Source organism: Paractinoplanes durhamensis, assembly GCF_016862175.1.
Classification (GTDB): Bacteria; Actinomycetota; Actinomycetes; order Mycobacteriales; family Micromonosporaceae; genus Actinoplanes; species Actinoplanes durhamensis.
In genome coordinates this window covers 340,859-357,475 of the sequence record NZ_BOML01000013.1, presented here as the reverse complement: position 1 = coordinate 357,475, position 16,617 = coordinate 340,859, and the positions used below count along the sequence as shown (strand labels likewise).

Annotated in this window: 15 protein-coding genes; 13 read left to right on the top strand and 2 right to left on the bottom strand. The window is 71.4% G+C overall.

The features are described from left to right. The 13 genes from Adu01nite_RS08355 to Adu01nite_RS08295 all read left to right on the top strand — a co-directional run bounded on the left by Adu01nite_RS08355 (window position 1) and on the right by Adu01nite_RS08295 (window position 13,885). Complete coding sequence (locus Adu01nite_RS08355; protein ID WP_203725948.1) at window positions 1-1,116, top strand: LLM class flavin-dependent oxidoreductase; 1,116 nt, start codon at window positions 1-3, stop codon at window positions 1,114-1,116. Then, window positions 1,113-1,295 carry an acyl-CoA/acyl-ACP dehydrogenase gene (locus Adu01nite_RS08350; RefSeq protein ID WP_203725947.1) on the top strand — a complete coding sequence of 61 codons (183 nt, stop codon included), beginning with the start codon at window positions 1,113-1,115 and terminating at the stop codon, window positions 1,293-1,295. The genes Adu01nite_RS08355 and Adu01nite_RS08350 overlap by 4 nt, the downstream gene beginning before the upstream one ends. 10 nt (window positions 1,296-1,305) lie before the next feature. After that, the gene (locus Adu01nite_RS08345) at window positions 1,306-2,505 is read left to right on the top strand and encodes a GNAT family N-acetyltransferase (RefSeq protein ID WP_203725946.1); all 1,200 of its coding nucleotides are present in this window, start codon (window positions 1,306-1,308) and stop codon (window positions 2,503-2,505) included. Next, window positions 2,505-3,782 (top strand): NtaA/DmoA family FMN-dependent monooxygenase, encoded by a 1,278-nt coding sequence (locus Adu01nite_RS08340; protein ID WP_203725945.1) that lies wholly within the window; start codon window positions 2,505-2,507, stop codon window positions 3,780-3,782. The genes Adu01nite_RS08345 and Adu01nite_RS08340 overlap by 1 nt, the downstream gene beginning before the upstream one ends. 39 nt (window positions 3,783-3,821) lie before the next feature. Further along, a complete protein-coding gene (locus Adu01nite_RS08335; RefSeq protein ID WP_203725944.1) occupies window positions 3,822-5,420 on the top strand; it encodes an ABC transporter substrate-binding protein in 1,599 nt (532 codons plus the stop codon). Between the two features lie 2 nt (window positions 5,421-5,422). After that, complete coding sequence (locus tag Adu01nite_RS08330; protein WP_203725943.1) at window positions 5,423-6,373, top strand: ABC transporter permease; 951 nt, start codon at window positions 5,423-5,425, stop codon at window positions 6,371-6,373. Next, on the top strand, window positions 6,370-7,224 hold the full coding sequence (locus tag Adu01nite_RS08325; protein ID WP_203725942.1) for an ABC transporter permease: 855 nt from the start codon (window positions 6,370-6,372) through the stop codon (window positions 7,222-7,224). The genes Adu01nite_RS08330 and Adu01nite_RS08325 overlap by 4 nt, the downstream gene beginning before the upstream one ends. Before the next feature lie 16 nt (window positions 7,225-7,240). After that, window positions 7,241-9,040 carry a dipeptide ABC transporter ATP-binding protein gene (locus tag Adu01nite_RS08320; RefSeq protein ID WP_203725941.1) on the top strand — a complete coding sequence of 600 codons (1,800 nt, stop codon included), beginning with the start codon at window positions 7,241-7,243 and terminating at the stop codon, window positions 9,038-9,040. Window positions 9,041-9,042: 2 nt separating this feature from the next. Continuing rightward, window positions 9,043-10,263, top strand: coding sequence for an acyl-CoA dehydrogenase family protein (locus tag Adu01nite_RS08315; RefSeq protein ID WP_203725940.1), 1,221 nt, complete (start codon window positions 9,043-9,045; stop codon window positions 10,261-10,263). After that, the gene (locus tag Adu01nite_RS08310) at window positions 10,263-11,372 is read left to right on the top strand and encodes an LLM class flavin-dependent oxidoreductase (protein WP_203725939.1); all 1,110 of its coding nucleotides are present in this window, start codon (window positions 10,263-10,265) and stop codon (window positions 11,370-11,372) included. The genes Adu01nite_RS08315 and Adu01nite_RS08310 overlap by 1 nt, the downstream gene beginning before the upstream one ends. After that, window positions 11,369-12,172, top strand: a complete 804-nt coding sequence (locus Adu01nite_RS08305) for an LLM class oxidoreductase (protein ID WP_203725938.1) — start codon at window positions 11,369-11,371, stop codon at window positions 12,170-12,172. Before Adu01nite_RS08310 ends, Adu01nite_RS08305 begins: the two co-directional genes overlap by 4 nt. A 70-nt stretch (window positions 12,173-12,242) precedes the next feature. After that, a complete protein-coding gene (locus Adu01nite_RS08300; RefSeq protein ID WP_203725937.1) occupies window positions 12,243-13,532 on the top strand; it encodes an NtaA/DmoA family FMN-dependent monooxygenase in 1,290 nt (429 codons plus the stop codon). A 200-nt stretch (window positions 13,533-13,732) separates the two neighbouring features. Continuing rightward, a complete protein-coding gene (locus Adu01nite_RS08295) occupies window positions 13,733-13,885 on the top strand; it encodes a hypothetical protein (protein WP_203725936.1) in 153 nt (50 codons plus the stop codon). A 48-nt stretch (window positions 13,886-13,933) separates the two neighbouring features. On the opposite strand, the gene Adu01nite_RS08290 is transcribed toward Adu01nite_RS08295, so the two are convergent. Together Adu01nite_RS08290 and Adu01nite_RS08285 are read right to left on the bottom strand one after the other, a co-directional pair. Next, window positions 13,934-15,361: a cysteine synthase family protein gene (locus tag Adu01nite_RS08290; protein WP_239132230.1), complete on the bottom strand. Its 1,428-nt coding sequence runs from the start codon at window positions 15,359-15,361 to the stop codon at window positions 13,934-13,936. A 43-nt stretch (window positions 15,362-15,404) separates the two neighbouring features. Continuing rightward, window positions 15,405-16,541, bottom strand: a complete 1,137-nt coding sequence (locus Adu01nite_RS08285) for an LLM class flavin-dependent oxidoreductase (protein ID WP_203725935.1) — start codon at window positions 16,539-16,541, stop codon at window positions 15,405-15,407. Window positions 16,542-16,617 lie beyond the last annotated feature (76 nt).

Below are 16,617 nucleotides of genomic sequence, written 5' to 3'. Positions count from 1 at the left end.
ATGACGATCCATCTGCACTGGTACCTGCCCACCAACGGCGACAACCGGGACATCGTCGGCTCCGGCGACGGCTCGCAGAAGACGCTGCTGCGCGACGGGTTCCGTAGGCCGTCGGTCGCCTACCTCAGCGGCATCGCCCGGGCCGCCGAGGACCTCGGCTTCGAGGCGGTCCTCACCCCGACCGGCACCTGGTGCGAGGACGCCTGGATCACCACGGCCGCACTGTCCGCGCTGACCACCCGGCTGAAGTTCCTGGTCGCGTTCCGGCCCGGGCTGATCTCGCCGACCCTGGCCGCCCACCAGGCCGCCACCTTCCAGCGGGTGTCCGGCGGGCGGCTGCTGCTCAACGTGGTCACCGGCGGGGACTCGGTGGAGCAGCGCCGCTTCGGCGACCACCTCGACCACGACCAGCGCTACGACCGCACCGAGGAGTTCCTCACCGTGCTGCGCGGGGTGAGCGGCGCCGCCGAGCCGTTCGACTTCCACGGTAAGCACTACGACATCGAGCAGGCGAGGATCCCGTTCGAGCCGTACGAGCCGCCGGCGGTCTTCTTCGGCGGGGCGAGTCCGTCGGCGGAGCGCGTGGCGGCGCGCACCGTCGACACCTACCTGGCCTGGGGCGAGACACCGCCGCAGATCGCCGAGCGGCTCGCCCGGATGCGCAGGCTGGCCGCCGAGGCGGGCCGGACCCTGTCCTTCGGCATCCGCTTCCACGTGCTCAGCCGGGACACCGCCGAGCAGGCCTGGGCCGAGGCGAACCGGCTGCTCGACAACATCGACGACCGCCGGATCGAGCAGACCCAGCGCGACCTGGCCGCCACCGAGTCGGTCGGCCAGCAGCGGATGCGGGCCCTGCACGGCGGCGACCGCCGCAACCTGGAGGTCTACCCCAACATCTGGGCCGGCTACGGCCTGGTCCGGGGTGGGGCCGGCACCGCGATCGTGGGCAGCCACACCGAGGTCGCCGACCGCATCGCCGAGTACCACGACCTCGGCATCGACCACTTCATCCTCTCCGGTCAACCCCATCTGGAAGAGGCTTACCACTTCGCCGAGGGTGCCGGTGCCGAGTTGCGCCGCCGCGGCCTCGTCGGCGGAAACGGAGCCGAAGCATGACCACGATCGCCAGCTCCACCTCGCCGCTGTTCGCCACGGCCGCGCCGTCCGCGTACTTCAGCGACGACGACGAGCTCGACCGGCTCTACCGCGACGTGCGCACCGGCAGCCTGCACCCGCCGAACACCGACGTGATCCTCGACGTCATCGGCAAGACCGCCGTTCACTTGTTCCCGTAGGAGTGCCGCCGTGAGCATTGAATTTCGAGATTTGCGTACGCCGGAAGAAGTGAACGCCGGTTTCCGGGTGTTCCTGCGGGCGATGGTCGGACTGCCGTTCCGCGACCTCGACGCGACCGAGCTGACCGAGCCGGGCCGATACCTCGGCGCGGCTGACGGCGACACGATCGTCGGCTCGGCCGACTCGTACACCAGCTGGTTGGTTGTCCCCGGCGGAGCGCGCGTGCCGCACGCGGCCGTGACCCACGTCGGGGTTCTGCCGACGCATCGCCGGCGGGGGATCGTCAGTGGGCTCATCGAACGGCAGCTGCGCGACGTCGCGGCCCGCGGTGAGGTGGTCGCGTCGCTGCGGGCGTCCGAGGCGGTCATCTACGAGCGGTTCGGCTACGGCGTGGCCAGTTCCACTCAGTCGGCCCGGGTCGGCCTGAAGCGGGCGAGTCTGCGCCCCGGGGTGCCGGCCGGGGGAGAGGTGCGGCTGGTCGACGGGGAGGTCACCGTGGACCTGCTCGACGGCATCTACCAGCAGGCGGCCTGGACCGGCGCCATCCACCGGCCGCACGGCTGGTGGCGGCTCGGCCAGATCCTGCGCGAGGCCGACGCGACCGCCCACTACGTCGTGGTGCACCGCACCGGCGGCGTCGACGACGGCTACGCGATCTACCGGCCGGAGAACACCGATTCCTGGTTCACCAGCCCGGAGCGGGTCGTGACGGTCACCGATTTCGTCGCGCTCAACGACGGCGCCCGGGCCGGCCTGTGGCGGCACCTGCTCGCCCTCGACCTGGTCGACGTGGTCGCGTTCGACGCGCTGCCGCTGGACGACGTGCTGCCGCTCGCGGTGCTCGACCGGCGGTCGGTGGCGCTCGGCCCGGCGCACGACGAGACGTGGCTGCGGCTGGTCGACGTCGAGGCTGCGCTGCGGGCCCGGGCCTACGAGAGCGAGGAGACCGTCGTGATCGAGGTCCACGACGGTCTCCTCCCGGCCAACGACGGCCGCTACGAGATCAGCGCCAAGGCAGTGGCCCGCACCGAGAGCGCCCCCGACCTGACCGTCGACGTCGCCACCCTGGCCGCCGCCTACCTGGGCGGCACCCGCTGGCGGCACCTGGCCGCGGCCGGCCGGGTGGTCACCCACTCGCCCGAGGCGGTGCGCCGGGCCGACGCGCTCTTCGCCTCCGACACCCAGCCCTTCGCCGGAACGGTTTTCTGATGACCCGTCAACTGCACCTTCTCGTCCTCGGTAACCCGCGCTTCGGCAGCTCGTGGCGCTATCCGGGGGTCGTCAACGGGCCCGCCGCCGTGCTCGACTCGGTGATCGAGACCGCGAAGACCGCCGAGCGCGGCACCTTCGACGCCATCTTCTTCGCCGACACGCTCAACTACGGGCTGGAGGCGGCCTGGGCGCACAAGGCGACCGAGGACTTCGAGCCGTTCACCACGACCGCCGCGCTGTCCCGGGAGACCGAACGGCTCGGCCTGGTCGTCACCGGCTCGGCCACCTTCCAGGCGCCCTACCACCTGGCCCGCCAGCTGATCTCGCTCGACCATCTCAGCGGCGGCCGGGCCGGCTGGAACGTGGTGACCAGCTTCGCCGAGGCCGCGGCGGCCAACTTCGGCGACAACGGGGTGCTCGCCCACGACGAGCGCTACCGGGTCGCCGAGGAGACCCTCGACGTCGTCCGCAAGCTCTGGGATTCCTGGGGTGCGGACACCGTCGTCGAGGACCGGCCGGCCGGCGTCTACAACGACCGCAGCAAAATTCACGTGCCCAACCACAAGGGCGAGTTCTTCACCGTACGAGGCCCGCTCGGTGCCGCTCCGTCGCGTCAGGGCCGCCCGGTGATCTTCCAGGCCGGCTCGTCGCCGACGGGTCGCGCGTTCGCCGCCCGGCACGCCGAGGTCATCTTCACCGGGCAGGGCGACTTCGACCGCGGTCGCGCCTTCTTGGAGCAGGTGCACTCTTTCGGCCGGGCTACACCTCCGCTGGTGACGCCGTCGCTCGGCTTCATCGTCGGCTCCACCGAGGAGGAGGCGGCCCGGCTGGAGCAGACGGTCTTCGAGCAGTTCATCCCGGAATACCAGATCGGCTGGCTCCAGGAGGTCGACATCGACCTGACCGGCGCCGACCTGGACGGCCCGGTGCCCCTGGCGGCGTTCGCCGCGTCGACCGAGACCCATCAGACCGCGCTGGCCGGCTACCGCGCCCTCGCCACCCAGGGCAACCCGACGGTACGGGAGTTCCTGTTCCGCACGGTCACCGCGTTCGGCGCCCGGGTGGCCGGCTCGCCCGAGCGGGTCGCCGACGAGATCGAGCGGTGGTTCACCGGCCGGGCCGCCGACGGCTTCGTCCTGGCGCCCTCCGGCCTGCCCGGCCAGCTGGACGTGTTCGTCGACCACGTGGTGCCGATCCTGCGCCGCCGCGGCCTGTTCCGGCACGAGTACGCGGGCGACACCCTGCGCGCCCACCTCGGTCTTTCTCGCCCGTAATCCTATATCTCCGATCTGTAAAGAAGGGAAAGACCAGCCATGGCGTCTTTCAAACGCCTGACCGTCATAGCCGTTACCGCCTCGCTGCTGGCTGCCTGCGGATCCGGCTCGAGTGGCGGCAGCGCGGCCGCCGCGGACTCCACGCCCCGTGACGGCGGCACCCTGATCGTCGGCCAGTACCAGGAGGTCACCCAGTTCGACCCGAACCGGCAGTACTCCTGGGAGACCTGGCGGATCGACCGCAACATCTACGAGACGCTGGTCAACGAGGACCTCACGTCGCCGACCGGGGTGCCGAAGATCGTGCCCGGCCTGGCCACCTCGTGGACGGTCAGCCCCGACGCCACGACCTACACCTTCACCCTCCGCCAGGGCGTGAAGTTCACCGACGGGACGCCGTTCGACGCCGCCGCCGTGCAGTTCAACGTGCGCCGCTTCACCGACCCGGCGTTCGAGTACTACGACAAGGTCAGCGCGGCCACGATGTCGCTGGTCTACGCCGACCTCAAGTCGTTCGACGTGGTCGACGCGAACACCGTGAAATACACCTTCAAGCACCCGTTCCTCGACTACCTGCGGCAGATCCCGAACAGCGGTAACGCCGCGTCCGGCATCTTCAGCCCGGAAGCCCTCAAGAAGTACGGCCAGGACGGGCTCGCCGACCACCCGACCGGCACCGGCCCGTTCACCTTCCAGGAGCGGGTTCGCGGTGACCACACCACGCTGGTCCGCAACACCGACTACTGGGGGCAGCGGCCGCACCTCGACAAGGTGATCTTCAAGCCGATCGGGGACGACCAGAGCCGGGTGGCCGCGCTGCGCAGCGGAGCGGTCGACCTGATCAGCCGGGTCCCCCCGGACTCGGTCGCCAGTCTCGAAAAGGCCGGCTACGCGGTGCCGGAGAACAAGAACGTGCCGCAGATCATCTACTACAACTTCAACTACACCAACAAATACCTGCAGAACAAGAAGGTCCGGCAGGCCATCATCCAGGCGGTCGACCGCAAGACCCTGGCCGAGAAGATCTACAAGGGGTACGCCGAGGCGGCGACCTCGATCATCAACCAGGGCAACGAGGCGTACGACGCGTCGGCGGTCGACTACCCGTACGACCCGGAGGCGGCCAAGAAGCTGATCGCCGAGGCCGGCTACCAGCCCGGGCAGATCTCCTTCACGATCCTGAGCGACACCACCGGGCAGCCCACCGCCGAGTACATCCAGCAGCAGCTGAAGGCGGTCGGCATCGAGGCGTCGGTGCAGTCGTTCGAGTGGATCACCTACGGCACCCGGTCGGCCAACCTCAAGCCCGAAGATGGTCTCAACCTCGGCGAGTGGGGCTACGTCGCGCCGAACTGGGTGAAGATCTCGCACAACTACAGCGTGGGCATCCGGGACGGCGACAAGTACTCCGACACCAGCGCCGACACGCTCAAGGCGATCGACACGGCCGCCTACAACCCCGACCCGGCCAAGTCCACGGAGCTCTGGCAGGCCGCCGCGCAGACCTGGGCCACGGACGCCACGGTCTTCCCGCTGCTGTCCTTCAACCGCTACTACGCCGTGTCCGAGCGGGTCGGCGGGTTCGTCTGGCCGCAGCAGGACCACTACGACCTCGCCCAGGTCTGGGTGGCTGACTGACCATGACGCGACAGATCCTGTGGCGGCTGGTGAACCTCGTCCCGCTGCTCTTCGTGATCAGCCTGCTGGTGTTCTTCATCTCGCAGGCCGGCCCGGCCGACCCGATCAAGGACGTCCTCAGCCAGAAGATGTCGGCGGAACAGATCGAACAGATCCGGCAGGCGTACGGCCTGGACCAGACCGCCTGGTCGCAGTACCTGCACTGGCTGCGCGACATGTTCACCAACGGCGGCGGGATCTCGCTCAGCGTTCGCAGCCCGGTCTCCGGCATCGTCTACCCGGCTTTCCTCAACACGCTCATCCTGGGCGCGGCGACCACCGTGGTCACCGTCGTCCTGGGCGTGCTGATCGGGTTCGCCGCCGGGATCCGGCACGGCCGGCCCGCCGACCGGGCCGCGATGCTGTTCGTCCAGATCGGCAGCAACCTGCCGATCTACTGGTTCGGCCTGATCATCATCTGGCTGACCGCGGTGCGCTGGAACTGGCTGCCGGCCGGCGGCATGCACGATCTGCGCGGCGACGGTGGCTTCGGCGACCTGCTGCTGCACCTGATCGCCCCGGCCTTCGCGGCCTCGCTCGTCTCGATGCTGATCGTCGCCCGGTTCGTCCGGGCGGCGGTCATCGAGAGCGCGCAGTCCGACTACATCCGCACCTACCGGTCGCAGGGCTTCGGCCGGGCCGCGATCCTCGGCAAGCACATCGGCCGCAACATCCTGCCGCCGATCGTCAACACCACCGGCCTCACGGTCGGCTCGGTGATCACCGGCGTGGTGTTCGTGGAGACCATCTTCTCCTGGCCCGGCCTCGGCAGCGTGCTGCTCAACGCCATCGCCGGCTCCGACTACCCGGTCATCCAGTCCGGCATCCTCCTGGTCGCCGTCGTGTTCGTGGTCGTCAACCTGATCACCGACGTGCTCCTCGACCTGCTCAACCCCCGATTGAGGCACGCATGACCGCGGTCATCGCTCCACCCCGCCTCCGGCGCTCGGCGGTCGCCCGCTTCGTCCGCAACCGCGAGGCCCTGCTCGGGCTCGTCGTCCTGGTCGTGGTGATCGGCATCTCGGTGCTGGCGCCGTGGCTCGCCCCGCACGACCCGAACGCCGGCGACCCGGAGAGCGTGCTGCTCCCGACCGGGTCGGCCGGCCACCTCCTCGGCACCGACGACCAGGGCCGCGACGTGCTCAGCCGGCTGCTGTACGGCGGTCGCGGCGCCCTGGTCGTCGCCACCGTCTCGGTCGCGGCCGCGCTGGTCATCGGGACCCTGCTCGGCCTGACCGGCGCGTTCGCCGGGCGCCGGACCTCCGGCGTACTCATGCGGGTGATCGATCTGCTCTTCGCCTTTCCGGTGATCCTGGTGGCGCTGTCGCTGGCCGCGATCGTCCAGCCCGGACCGGGCGTGCTGATCGGCACGGTCGTCTTCGGCGCGGTGCCCTACGTGACCCGGATCGTCTACGCCGAGGCCAAGATCGAACGCGGCAAGGACTACGTGGAGGCGGCCCGCTCGCTCGGCGCGTCCGAGCCGGCCATCCTGCTCACCGAGGTGCTGCCCAACCTGGTCTCCTCGGTCGTCATCTACGGCACGAGCCTGGTCGGCATCAACATCGTCTTCACCGCCAGCCTGAGCGCGTTGGGCCTCGGCATCCAGCCGCCCAACCCCGACTGGGGCCGGATGCTCGCAGAGGGCGCGAAGGTGCTGGTCACCGGCTCGCCGGGCGTCGCGACCTTCCCCGCCGTCGCCATCCTGCTGGTCGCCCTCGCCTTCAACTGGCTCGGCGACGGCCTCCGCGACGTCCTCAACCCCTAAGGCAGGTGACCCTCCCATGACCGCCGTGCTCACCGTCGACGGCCTGCACGTCGACTTCCCACTGCCCGGGGACGTCGTGCACGCCGTTCGCGGCGTCGACCTCGAGGTGCGCCCGGGCGAGGTGCTCGCGCTGGTCGGCGAATCCGGCTCGGGCAAGAGCGTCACCGCCGCGAGCATCCTCGGCCTGCTGCCCGGCACCGCCCGGATCACCGCCGGCAGCATCCGCTTCGAGGGCAACGAACTCGTCGGGCTGCCGGAGAAAAGGCTCAACGTCTTCCGCGGCGCCGGGATCGGCATGATCTTCCAGGACCCGGTGACGTCGCTCGACCCGTCGTTCACCATCGGCAGCCAGCTCGGCGACACCGCCCGGCTGCACCTGCGCGTCTCCCGCGACGAAGCCCGGGAGGTCGGCCGCACCTGGCTCGACCGGGTCGGCATCACCGATCCGGAGCGGGTGCTGCGGTCCTACCCGCACGAGCTCTCCGGCGGCATGCGGCAGCGGGTGATGATCGCCCTGGCCGGGCTATCCGGGCCGAAGCTGCTCATCGCCGACGAGCCGACCACCGCGCTCGACGCCACCGTGCAGAAGCAGATCCTGGACCTGCTGCTCGACCTGACCGGCGAGACCGGCACCGCGGTCCTGCTGATCACCCACGACTTCGGCGTCGTCTCGCACACCAGCTCGCGGGTCGCGGTGATGCGCGAGGGCGCCATCGTCGAGGTGGGGGAGACGGCGCAGGTCCTCGGTGCCCCGGAGCATCCCTACACCCGCACCCTGATCGACTCGGTCCCGGAGATCGGGCAGCGCCACTCGGCCGGCGGCCAGGAGCGGCGCCTTCTTTCCGCCGCCGCGCACACTGCCCGCGTACACCTGAGCAGCGAGACCGACTCACCCAGGCCGAGCCCATCGCCAAGGCCGAGCCCATCGCCAAGGTCGGGCCGATCGCCCAGGCCGGGTGGTTCGGCCGGCCTGGGCGATTCGACCGGCCCGAATGTATTGGCCAGCCCGGCTGCAGGTCGGCCGATCTTGGAAATTTCGCGCGTCAGCAAGGACTTCACGGTCGGCGGGCTCGGCACCGGGCGCCACAAGGCAACGCTCCGCGCGGTCGACGACGTCACGCTCAGCGTGCGCCGGGGCGAGATCTTCGGCCTCATCGGCGAATCCGGCTCCGGCAAATCCACCCTCGCCCGCCTGGCCGGCGGCCTTCTCCCGCGCACCGCCGGCAAGATCAATTTCGACGGTACGGACGTCGCCGCGGCCGGCCGGGAGCTGCGCCGCCGATTCCAGTACGTCTTCCAGGACGCCACCACCGCCCTGAACCCGCGCATCAAGGTCGGCGACCAGATCGCCCGCCCGCTGCTGCGGCTGGGCAAGGCCACCGGCCGTAGGCAGGCCGCCGAGCTGACCGGCCGCGCCCTCGACCTGGTCGGGCTCAGCGCCGGTTACGCCGACCGCTACCCGCGCGAGTTCTCCGGCGGGCAGCGGCAGCGGGTCAGCATCGCCCGGGCCATCGCCCTCGAACCGGACCTGCTGATCCTCGACGAGCCCACCTCGGCCCTGGACGTGTCCACCCAGGCCACCATCCTCAACCTGCTGCTCGACCTCAAGGACGAGCTCGACCTGACCTACCTGTTCATCGGCCACAACCTGGCCGTCATCGAGTTCGTCTGCGACCGCATCGGCGTCATGCACCAGGGATCGCTGATCGAGACGTTCTCCGCCGACGAACTCTTCGCGGCCGACCGGCAGCCCGCCACCCGAGCGCTGCTCGACGCGGTCCTGCCGATCGGCGCCCCCACCACCACGAAGGGTTGATCATGACCACCATCCACGCCCCGTCCTACCTGCGCCCGGCCACCGCCACCGACGCCGAGCTGTCCGCGCTGTTCCAGCCGGTCTTCGACCGGATCGCCGAGGGCAACGTCGCCCGGGAGAAGGAGCGGATCCTCCCGCACGAGCAGGTGGGCTGGCTGAAGGAGGCGGGCCTCGGCCGGGTGCGCATCCCGGTCGAGCGCGGCGGCTTCGGCGCCTCCCTCGAACAGACCTTCGCGCTGCTCGCCGACCTCGCCGAGGCGGACGCCAACGTCGCGCACATCTGGCGCAACCACCTCGCGTTCGTCGAGGACCGGCTCAACGCGGCACCGTCGGCCACCAACGACCGGTGGATCCAGCGTTTCCTGGACGGCGAGTTCGTCGGCGGCGGCTGGACCGAGGCCAACAACGGCACCTTCGCCGACCTGAAGACCTTCGTACGCCGCGACGGCGACCGGTTCCTGGTCAGCGGGGCCAAGTTCTACGCCACCGGCAGCCTCTACGCCGACTGGCTCGACGTGCTCGGCAAGGGCGACGGCGACACCGTACTGACCGCGCTGGTCCGCCGGGACGACCCCGGCGTGGAACTGGTCGACGACTGGCCCGGCTTCGGCCAGCGGGCGACCGCCAGCGGCAGCGCCACCTACACCGACGTGCCGGCCGCCGAGGGCGACGTCTTCCCGGCCGGCGAGCGCTTCGCCTACCAGGGGCACTTCTACCAGACCGCGATGCTGTCGGTGCTGACCGGCATCACCCGGGCCGCGCTGCGCGACGGGGTCGCCGCCCTCAAGGCCCGCGGCCGCAACTACCCGCAGGCCCTCGACGCCGCGCCGACCCGCGACGGCCAGTTGCTGCAGGTCATCGGTCAGGTGTCGGCGCACGCGTTCGCGGCCGGGGCGGCACTGCGGGCGGCCGCCCGCAGCATCGACGGGGTCGCCCTGCACGAGCGGACCGTTCTGGAGACCGAGGTCGCGGTCGCGCAGGCGCAGCTGACCATCATCGAGGCGGCCCTGCAGGCGACCACCACCGTCTTCGACGCGCTCGGCGCCTCCGGCGTGTCCGAGAAGATCGGGCTCGACCGGCACTGGCGCAACGCCCGCACCCTCGCCTCGCACAACCCGCGGGTCTACAAGGCCCGCATCCTCGGCGACTGGATCGTCAACGGCACCGACCCGGTCCCCAACCTGTCCTTCAGCGCTGTCCAGCGTGGTGGGCAGGGCAACTGATGGTGCTCCGCCTGGGCTTCGCCCTCAACTTCCGCACCAGCTCGGGGCAGATCGACCAGGTCGCGCGGGTCTACGACGAGGTGATCGACACCATCGCGTACGCCGAACGACTCGGCATCGACAGCGTGTGGGTCGACCAGCACCACTTCGACAACACCGACGGGCCGTTCCCGTCGCCGCTGCCGTTCCTGGTCGCCGCGGCCGCCCGCACGTCCCGCATCACCCTCGGCACCGGCATCACCACCCTGTCCCTGGAGGACCCGCTGCGGCTGGCCGAGGACGCCGCGGTCGTCGACGCGCTCACCGGCGGCCGGCTGCACCTGGGCCTCGGCACCGGCGGCGCCAACCTGGACGGCTTCGCCGCCTTCGGCGTGGCCGCCGAGCAGCGCCACGAGCTCTACGCGAGCAAGATCGCCACGCTGCACGCCGCCCTCGACGGCCGGCCACTGTTGCCCGGGGCTTCGGGGCGTTTCCCCGCGGCGGGGGTCGAGGGGCGCCTCCCGGCGGCGGGAGCCGCGGGGCGCGGCCCGGCGGCTGCGGCCGCCGGGCCGCGTCTGTATCCGGACGGCTCGCGGGTTCGCCGGCACCTCTGGCAGGCTGCCACCAGCGTCGAGTCGGCGGCCGCCGCCGGGCGGGCCGGGGACGGACTGCAGCAGGGCGCGTTCTTCGACCCGGCCGGCACCGGCCAGGCCCCGAAGGTCCGGGCCTATCTCGACGCCCTTCGGGGCGAGCCGCGCGTCGCGGTGTTCCGGTTCGTCTACGCCGGACGTGACAAGGAATCGGTGCTGCGCGAGTTCGAACCGATCCTCGGGCCGCGACTGCAGGGCCTGGCCGACCGGGCCGCGCTCAGCGGCAACGACCGGCTGCGCGGCCTCAGCGTGCGCGAATACCTCGACCTCGTGCCGTTCTACGGCTCACCCGGCGACATCGCCGAGCGGATCGGCACCGACCCGGCGATCACGGCCGGCGCGACCGACTTCGTCGCCAACTTCTCCTACCGCGACGAGTTCGACGCGGCCAACGCCCGGGCCCGGCTGCACGTGCTGGCCACCGAGATCGGCCCGGCGATCGGCTGGCGGCCGTCCTTCCAACTGGAGGAAAGCAGATGACCCACCTCGCCCTCGGCCTCGCCGGGCCGCACCTCATCGAGCTGGCCGGGAACCCGGCGCTGCTGGCCCGCTGGGAGGCGCTGCCGCTCGCGTACACCGTGCTCGGCATCGACCGGATCGACGGCAGCGGCCCGTCGCCGGTGACGCTGGACAGCAGCGCGATCGGCGCAAGCCTGGCCGCCCGTACCCGGCAAGCCCGGTTTTTGATCGTTGCCAGCCCGCAGCGTGACCAGCCCTACAACCTCGCCCGCCGGGTCGCCTCGCTCGGGCACCTTTCGCGCGGGCGCAGCGGCGTGCTGTTCGGGGCGGCCGATGCCTACGCGGTGCCCGAGCCGGGCGGGCTGCCGCTGACCGCGGCGACCGCGATCGACGCGGCGCGGGTCGTGCGGGCCCTCGAACAGAGCTGGCCGTACGACTCGGTCATCGGCGACCGGGAGACCGGCATCCTGGTGCAGTCGGACCGGATCGTGCACATCGACCACGACGGCGTCTACTCCGTCGCCGGCCCGCTCAACGTGCCGGAACCACCCACCGGAGCGTCGCTGATCGCCTGGTATCCGACCGGCCCCGACGACGTCGTCGCCGACTCGGCCCCGATCGACCTGATCGTCGGCCCCGGCACGCTGCTGCGGCCGGTCGCCGGCCAGAGCCTCGCCGAGATCCTGACCGACATCGAGAGCAGGGCCTTCACGCCTGTGCCGCCGGGCCCGCTGCGCGCCGCCCTCGGCCTGTCCGCTCCGGCCCGTGCGGTGGGCGGCCGGCCCGCGTTCGCCGTGCCCGCGCCGAACCCGTCCCTGTGATCCCTGGCCCTCTGTGAAACCCGGCCCTCTGTGAAACCCGGCCCTCTGTGAAACCCGGAAAGAGACAACCATGACCGACCGCCGCACGGGGCACGTCATCCTCGGCATCAACGTGCTCGTCCTCGGCTACCTGCCGGCCGCCTGGCAGTCGCCGCTGCTGGCGAAGGACTCCTTCGTCGACCCCGCCTACTGGGAGGGCATCGGCCGCACCGCCGAGCGCGGCACCCTCGACGCGATCTTCCTGGCCGACGGCCCGGCCCTCGGCGATCCCGCCTACGACGCCAACCCGATCAAGCTGGAACCGACCGTGAACTGGGGTTACGTCGCCGGCGCCACCTCACACGTCGGCCTGGTGTCGACCGCCTCGACGACCTTCAACGACCCGTACGAGCTGGCCCAGCGCCTCCTCTCCGCCGACGTGCTGTCCGGCGGCCGGGTCGGCTGGAACATCGTCACCACCCGCGGCGCGGTGTCCGCCCGCAACTTCGGCCTCGCCGACGTGCCGTTGCGCGACGACCGTTACGAGCGGGCGTCCGAGTTCGTCGACGTCGCCACCGCGCTGTGGGAGTCGGCCGCCACCGGCCATGACATCCACCACCACGGCGAGTTCTTCGACGTCGACGGCCGGTTGCGGGTGCCGCCGTCCGCGCAGGGCCGCCCGGTGCTGCTGCAGGCCGGCGGCTCGGCGAAGGGCCGGGCGCTGGCCGGCCGGGTGGCCGAGGGCGTGTTCGCGGCCGAGCTGACCAAACAGCAGGCGATCGAGCACTACCGCCTGGTCAAGGGCTACGCCCGGGACAACGGCCGGTCCCCGGACGACGTGAAGATCCTGCCCGGCCTGCTGCTGAGCCTGGGCAGCACCGAGGAGGAGGCAAAACGGCGCAGCGACGAGCTGTACGACGCCGGCCCCGCGTCCTACTCGATCGGTTGGCTGTCCCAGTCGATCGGCTACGACGCGTCGAAGCTGGAGCTGGACGAGCCGTTCCCGGAGGACGTCCTGGCCGCCCCCGCCGACCCGCAGACGTTCCAGGGCAGCATCGGCTTCCGCGAGTCGATCGTGACCCAGATCCGCCGCACCAACCCCACGGTCCGCGAATACCTGAAGCAGACCCGCTACACCGGTTCCGGCCACGCGGGTTTCGTCGGCACTCCCGAGCAGTTGGCCGACCACATCGAGGACTGGTTCCACGCGGGCGCGATCGACGGTTTCAACCTGCAGCCGGACGTCCTGGCCGACGGCCTGGAGGTGATCGCCGACGAGCTGGTGCCGATCCTGCGCCGCCGAGGCCTCTACCGCCACGAGTACGAGACCACCACGCTGCGCGGCCACTTCCAGGCAGCGGCACCGACGCCCGCTTGGTGAACGCCGGGTCAGGCCGCCGGATCGCTTGGTCAGGCCGGGCGGGTCTTGGGCCCGCCGGTCAGGCCGCCCGGTGGTTGGCCCACTTACCTTCGACCCGCCCGGTGGTTGGCCCACCGGCCTTCGGCCCGCTGGTCAGGCGGCAGGTCAGGCCGGGCGGTCGTGGACTGCCGGGCGCGGAGGATTTCGCTCCACCGTGGTGGTTGGGTTTCCACGGCGTCCCGGGCCTGGCGGAAGAGGTCGTGGCCGGGCACGAGGGGGAGTACCTCGACTTCTTCCTGCGCGCCGGCACCTACGACGGGAACGGCGTGCCGGCCGGGGTGCGGGACGCGTTCGTCACGGCGTACCGCGGGTGAGTTCTCCGACGCTCGGCCACTCGTGCGGGTGCGCGGTGCGGATCACGGTCACCAGGGCAGCTCGGTCAGGGCCGAGCGGGTGATCACGCCGGTGATCCGGCCGTCGGTCAGGACGGCCAGCCAGGTGGCGTCGGCCGGGGTGCGGGCCAGCGCCTCGGCGACCGGCTCGCCGACCCCGACCGTCGGCAGGGGGTGCGGTGTCTCCGGCCAAGAGCCGTCGACCCAGCCGACGACGTCGCCGGGGGCCGGGGCGTCGTCCGACGGCGTCGAGCGGGGGAGCACGAGCAGGGCGACACCGGTCGGCGCGGCATCGACGTCACCGACCTGCCCGCCGGCCGGGTCTTCGACCTGCTGGTCAGCTGGGTTTTCGGCCCGGTCGCCGGCTGGGGTTTCGGCCCGGTCGCCGGCTGGGGTTTCGGCCCGGTCGCCGGCCGGGTCTTCGGCCCGGTCGCCGGCTGGGGCGAAGGCCGGCGGCTGCACCGGGCCGTCGCCGACCAGCGGCCCGGGCGCCGGTGGGGCCGGGAAACCGGCCCGCCGCAGCCAGCCGTCGTCGAAGTACTTCGACAGGTAGGCCCGGCCCGAGTCGGGCGCGAGCACCACCACCAGCGCATCCGGTCCGAGCTCGCGGGCCACCCGCAGGGCCGCCACCACCGCCGTCCCGGTCGAGGCGCCGACCAGGATGCCCTCCTCGCGGGCCAGCCGGCGGGTCATCTCGATCGACTCCCGGTCGGTGACCCGCTCCAGGCGGTCCACCACCGCCGGGTGGTAGGACTGCGGCCACACGTCCTCGACCGTGTCCGGGTGGACGTAGTGGCCGATGCTCTCCACGTAGTACGGACTGCCGTCCCCGCCGCCGTAGGCCGAGCTTTGTGGGTCGGCGCCGACGATCGTGACCGGGCCGGTCTCGTGCAGATAGGCGCCGGCGCCGCTGATCGTGCCGCCGGTGCCGACGCCGGCCACGAAGTGGGTGACCCGGCCGCCGGTCTGCCGCCAGATCTCCGGGCCGGTCGTGGCCAGGTGGGCGCCGGGGTTGGCGGGGTTGTCGTACTGCCCGGCCAGCCAGGCGTCCGGCGTCTCCTCGGCCAGCCGGGCGGCGACCTGGGAGACGTGCCGAGGGTCGTCGCGGGTGACCCCGCCGGTGGTGACGACCACCTCGGCGCCGTACGCCCGCAGCGTCGCGACCTTCTCCGCGCTGCTCTTGTCGGGCACCACGACGATGGTCCGGTAGCCGCGCTGCGCCCCGACGATGGCCAGCCCGATGCCGGTGTTGCCGGATGTGCCCTCGACGATCACGCCGCCCGGCTTCAGCTCGCCGGATGCCTCGGCGGCGTTGACCATCGAGAGCGCGGCCCGGTCCTTGACGCTGCCGCCGGGGTTGAGGAACTCGGCCTTGAGGTGGACCGCGGCGGCGATCCCCGCGGTCACCCGGGTGAGCCGGATCAGCGGCGTTTCGCCGATGGCATCGAGAACGCTCATTCCGATAACCTATCAGCAGAATAGGAATTCAGAGTTCACGGAGTCATGACGTCGCCTTCTCGATCTCCGCGGCGGCGTCGGCGACCGTGCGGCCGTGCGCGGCGGGCCGCCCGCCGTACGGGTCCGCGTCGCTCCACAGCGTGGTCGGCGCGGCCTTGCGGACGACCGGGAGCACCTCGGCGGCGAGCCGCTCGAGCATGGTCAGCTGCTGCTCGTGCGGGATCATCGTGGGCAGGCTGAACGACTGCAGGTCGTGCCCGAAACCCTCGTGGAACCACAGGATCTTCTCGGCGATCTGCTGCGGCGAGCCGACCAGGACCGGCCCGCGGGCGATCGCGTCGTCGATGTCCGAGAAGGTCATCTCGTTGCCGGGCGTGTGGTTTCCGGGCTGGTTGAAGTAGGCGACGATCCGTTCGTACGTCGGTCCGAAGGCTTCTCGTGCCTGTTGGGTGGTGTCGGCGAGGTAGAGGAAGCCGGCGCCCGCCGCGACGTAGGCGAACCGAGGGTCGTGGCCGCGTTCGGCGTACCGCTGCCGGTAGTGGTCGATCAGGACGGTGTAGTTGTCGCGGGGCTGGATCGCGTTGGCGGAGAAGAGCGGATCGCCCCACTCGGCGGCGAGCTCGGCCGAGGTGAGCGTGGTGGCCGAGCCGTGCCAGATCCGCGGTGCCCCCGCGTACGGCCTGGGCAGGCTGGTCACTCCGTCGAGCGGGCCGCGGAACCGGCCCTGCCAGGTGACATTTTCCTCGCGCCACAGCCGGCGCAGCAGACCGTACTTCTCGGCCAGCGCGTCCCACTGCTCGCCGTTCTCGATGTTGAACATCGGCAGCTGGCGCAGCTCGTTGCCCTTGCCGATGACCAGCTCGAGCCGGCCGCGGGAGAGCTGGTCGACGGTGGCGTAGTCCTCGGCGGCGCGCAGCGGGTCGTGGATCGACAGCACCGAGACGCCGGTCTGGATGCGCACCCGGCTGGTGGTGGCGGCGATCGCGCCGAGCAGGACGCCGACCCCGCTGGACAGGAACGCGCCGGCGTGCCGCTCGCCGAGCGCCACGGCGTCGTAGCCGAACTGCTCGGCGTAGCGGGCCGAGGTCAGGGCCTGGGCGAAGCGCTCGTCCGGCCGGATCTCGCGGCCGGTGACCGGGTTCGTGAGGTGCGGCAGGATGTCGAGGACCTGAAATCGCACGGTTTCTCCCGTATCTATCCATCAACCATAGGAGATCAATAGATTACGCCGTTCGGAGCTCGCCCTGCGCGGTGAT

Bases quoted from the DNA above. Each gene is read 5' to 3' on its own strand.
- Adu01nite_RS08305 (WP_203725938.1), top strand. From the start codon at position 11,369: ATGACCCACCTCGCCCTCGGCCTCGCCGGGCCGCACCTCATCGAGCTG.
- Adu01nite_RS08340 (WP_203725945.1), top strand. From the start codon at position 2,505: ATGACCCGTCAACTGCACCTTCTCGTCCTCGGTAACCCGCGCTTCGGC.
- Adu01nite_RS08335 (WP_203725944.1), top strand. From the start codon at position 3,822: ATGGCGTCTTTCAAACGCCTGACCGTCATAGCCGTTACCGCCTCGCTG.
- Adu01nite_RS08310 (WP_203725939.1), top strand. From the start codon at position 10,263: ATGGTGCTCCGCCTGGGCTTCGCCCTCAACTTCCGCACCAGCTCGGGG.
- Adu01nite_RS08355 (WP_203725948.1), top strand. From the start codon at position 1: ATGACGATCCATCTGCACTGGTACCTGCCCACCAACGGCGACAACCGG.
- Adu01nite_RS08325 (WP_203725942.1), top strand. From the start codon at position 6,370: ATGACCGCGGTCATCGCTCCACCCCGCCTCCGGCGCTCGGCGGTCGCC.
- Adu01nite_RS08320 (WP_203725941.1), top strand. From the start codon at position 7,241: ATGACCGCCGTGCTCACCGTCGACGGCCTGCACGTCGACTTCCCACTG.
- Adu01nite_RS08300 (WP_203725937.1), top strand. From the start codon at position 12,243: ATGACCGACCGCCGCACGGGGCACGTCATCCTCGGCATCAACGTGCTC.
- Adu01nite_RS08315 (WP_203725940.1), top strand. From the start codon at position 9,043: ATGACCACCATCCACGCCCCGTCCTACCTGCGCCCGGCCACCGCCACC.
- Adu01nite_RS08290 (WP_239132230.1), bottom strand. From the start codon at position 15,361: ATGAGCGTTCTCGATGCCATCGGCGAAACGCCGCTGATCCGGCTCACC.
- Adu01nite_RS08330 (WP_203725943.1), top strand. From the start codon at position 5,423: ATGACGCGACAGATCCTGTGGCGGCTGGTGAACCTCGTCCCGCTGCTC.
- Adu01nite_RS08350 (WP_203725947.1), top strand. From the start codon at position 1,113: ATGACCACGATCGCCAGCTCCACCTCGCCGCTGTTCGCCACGGCCGCG.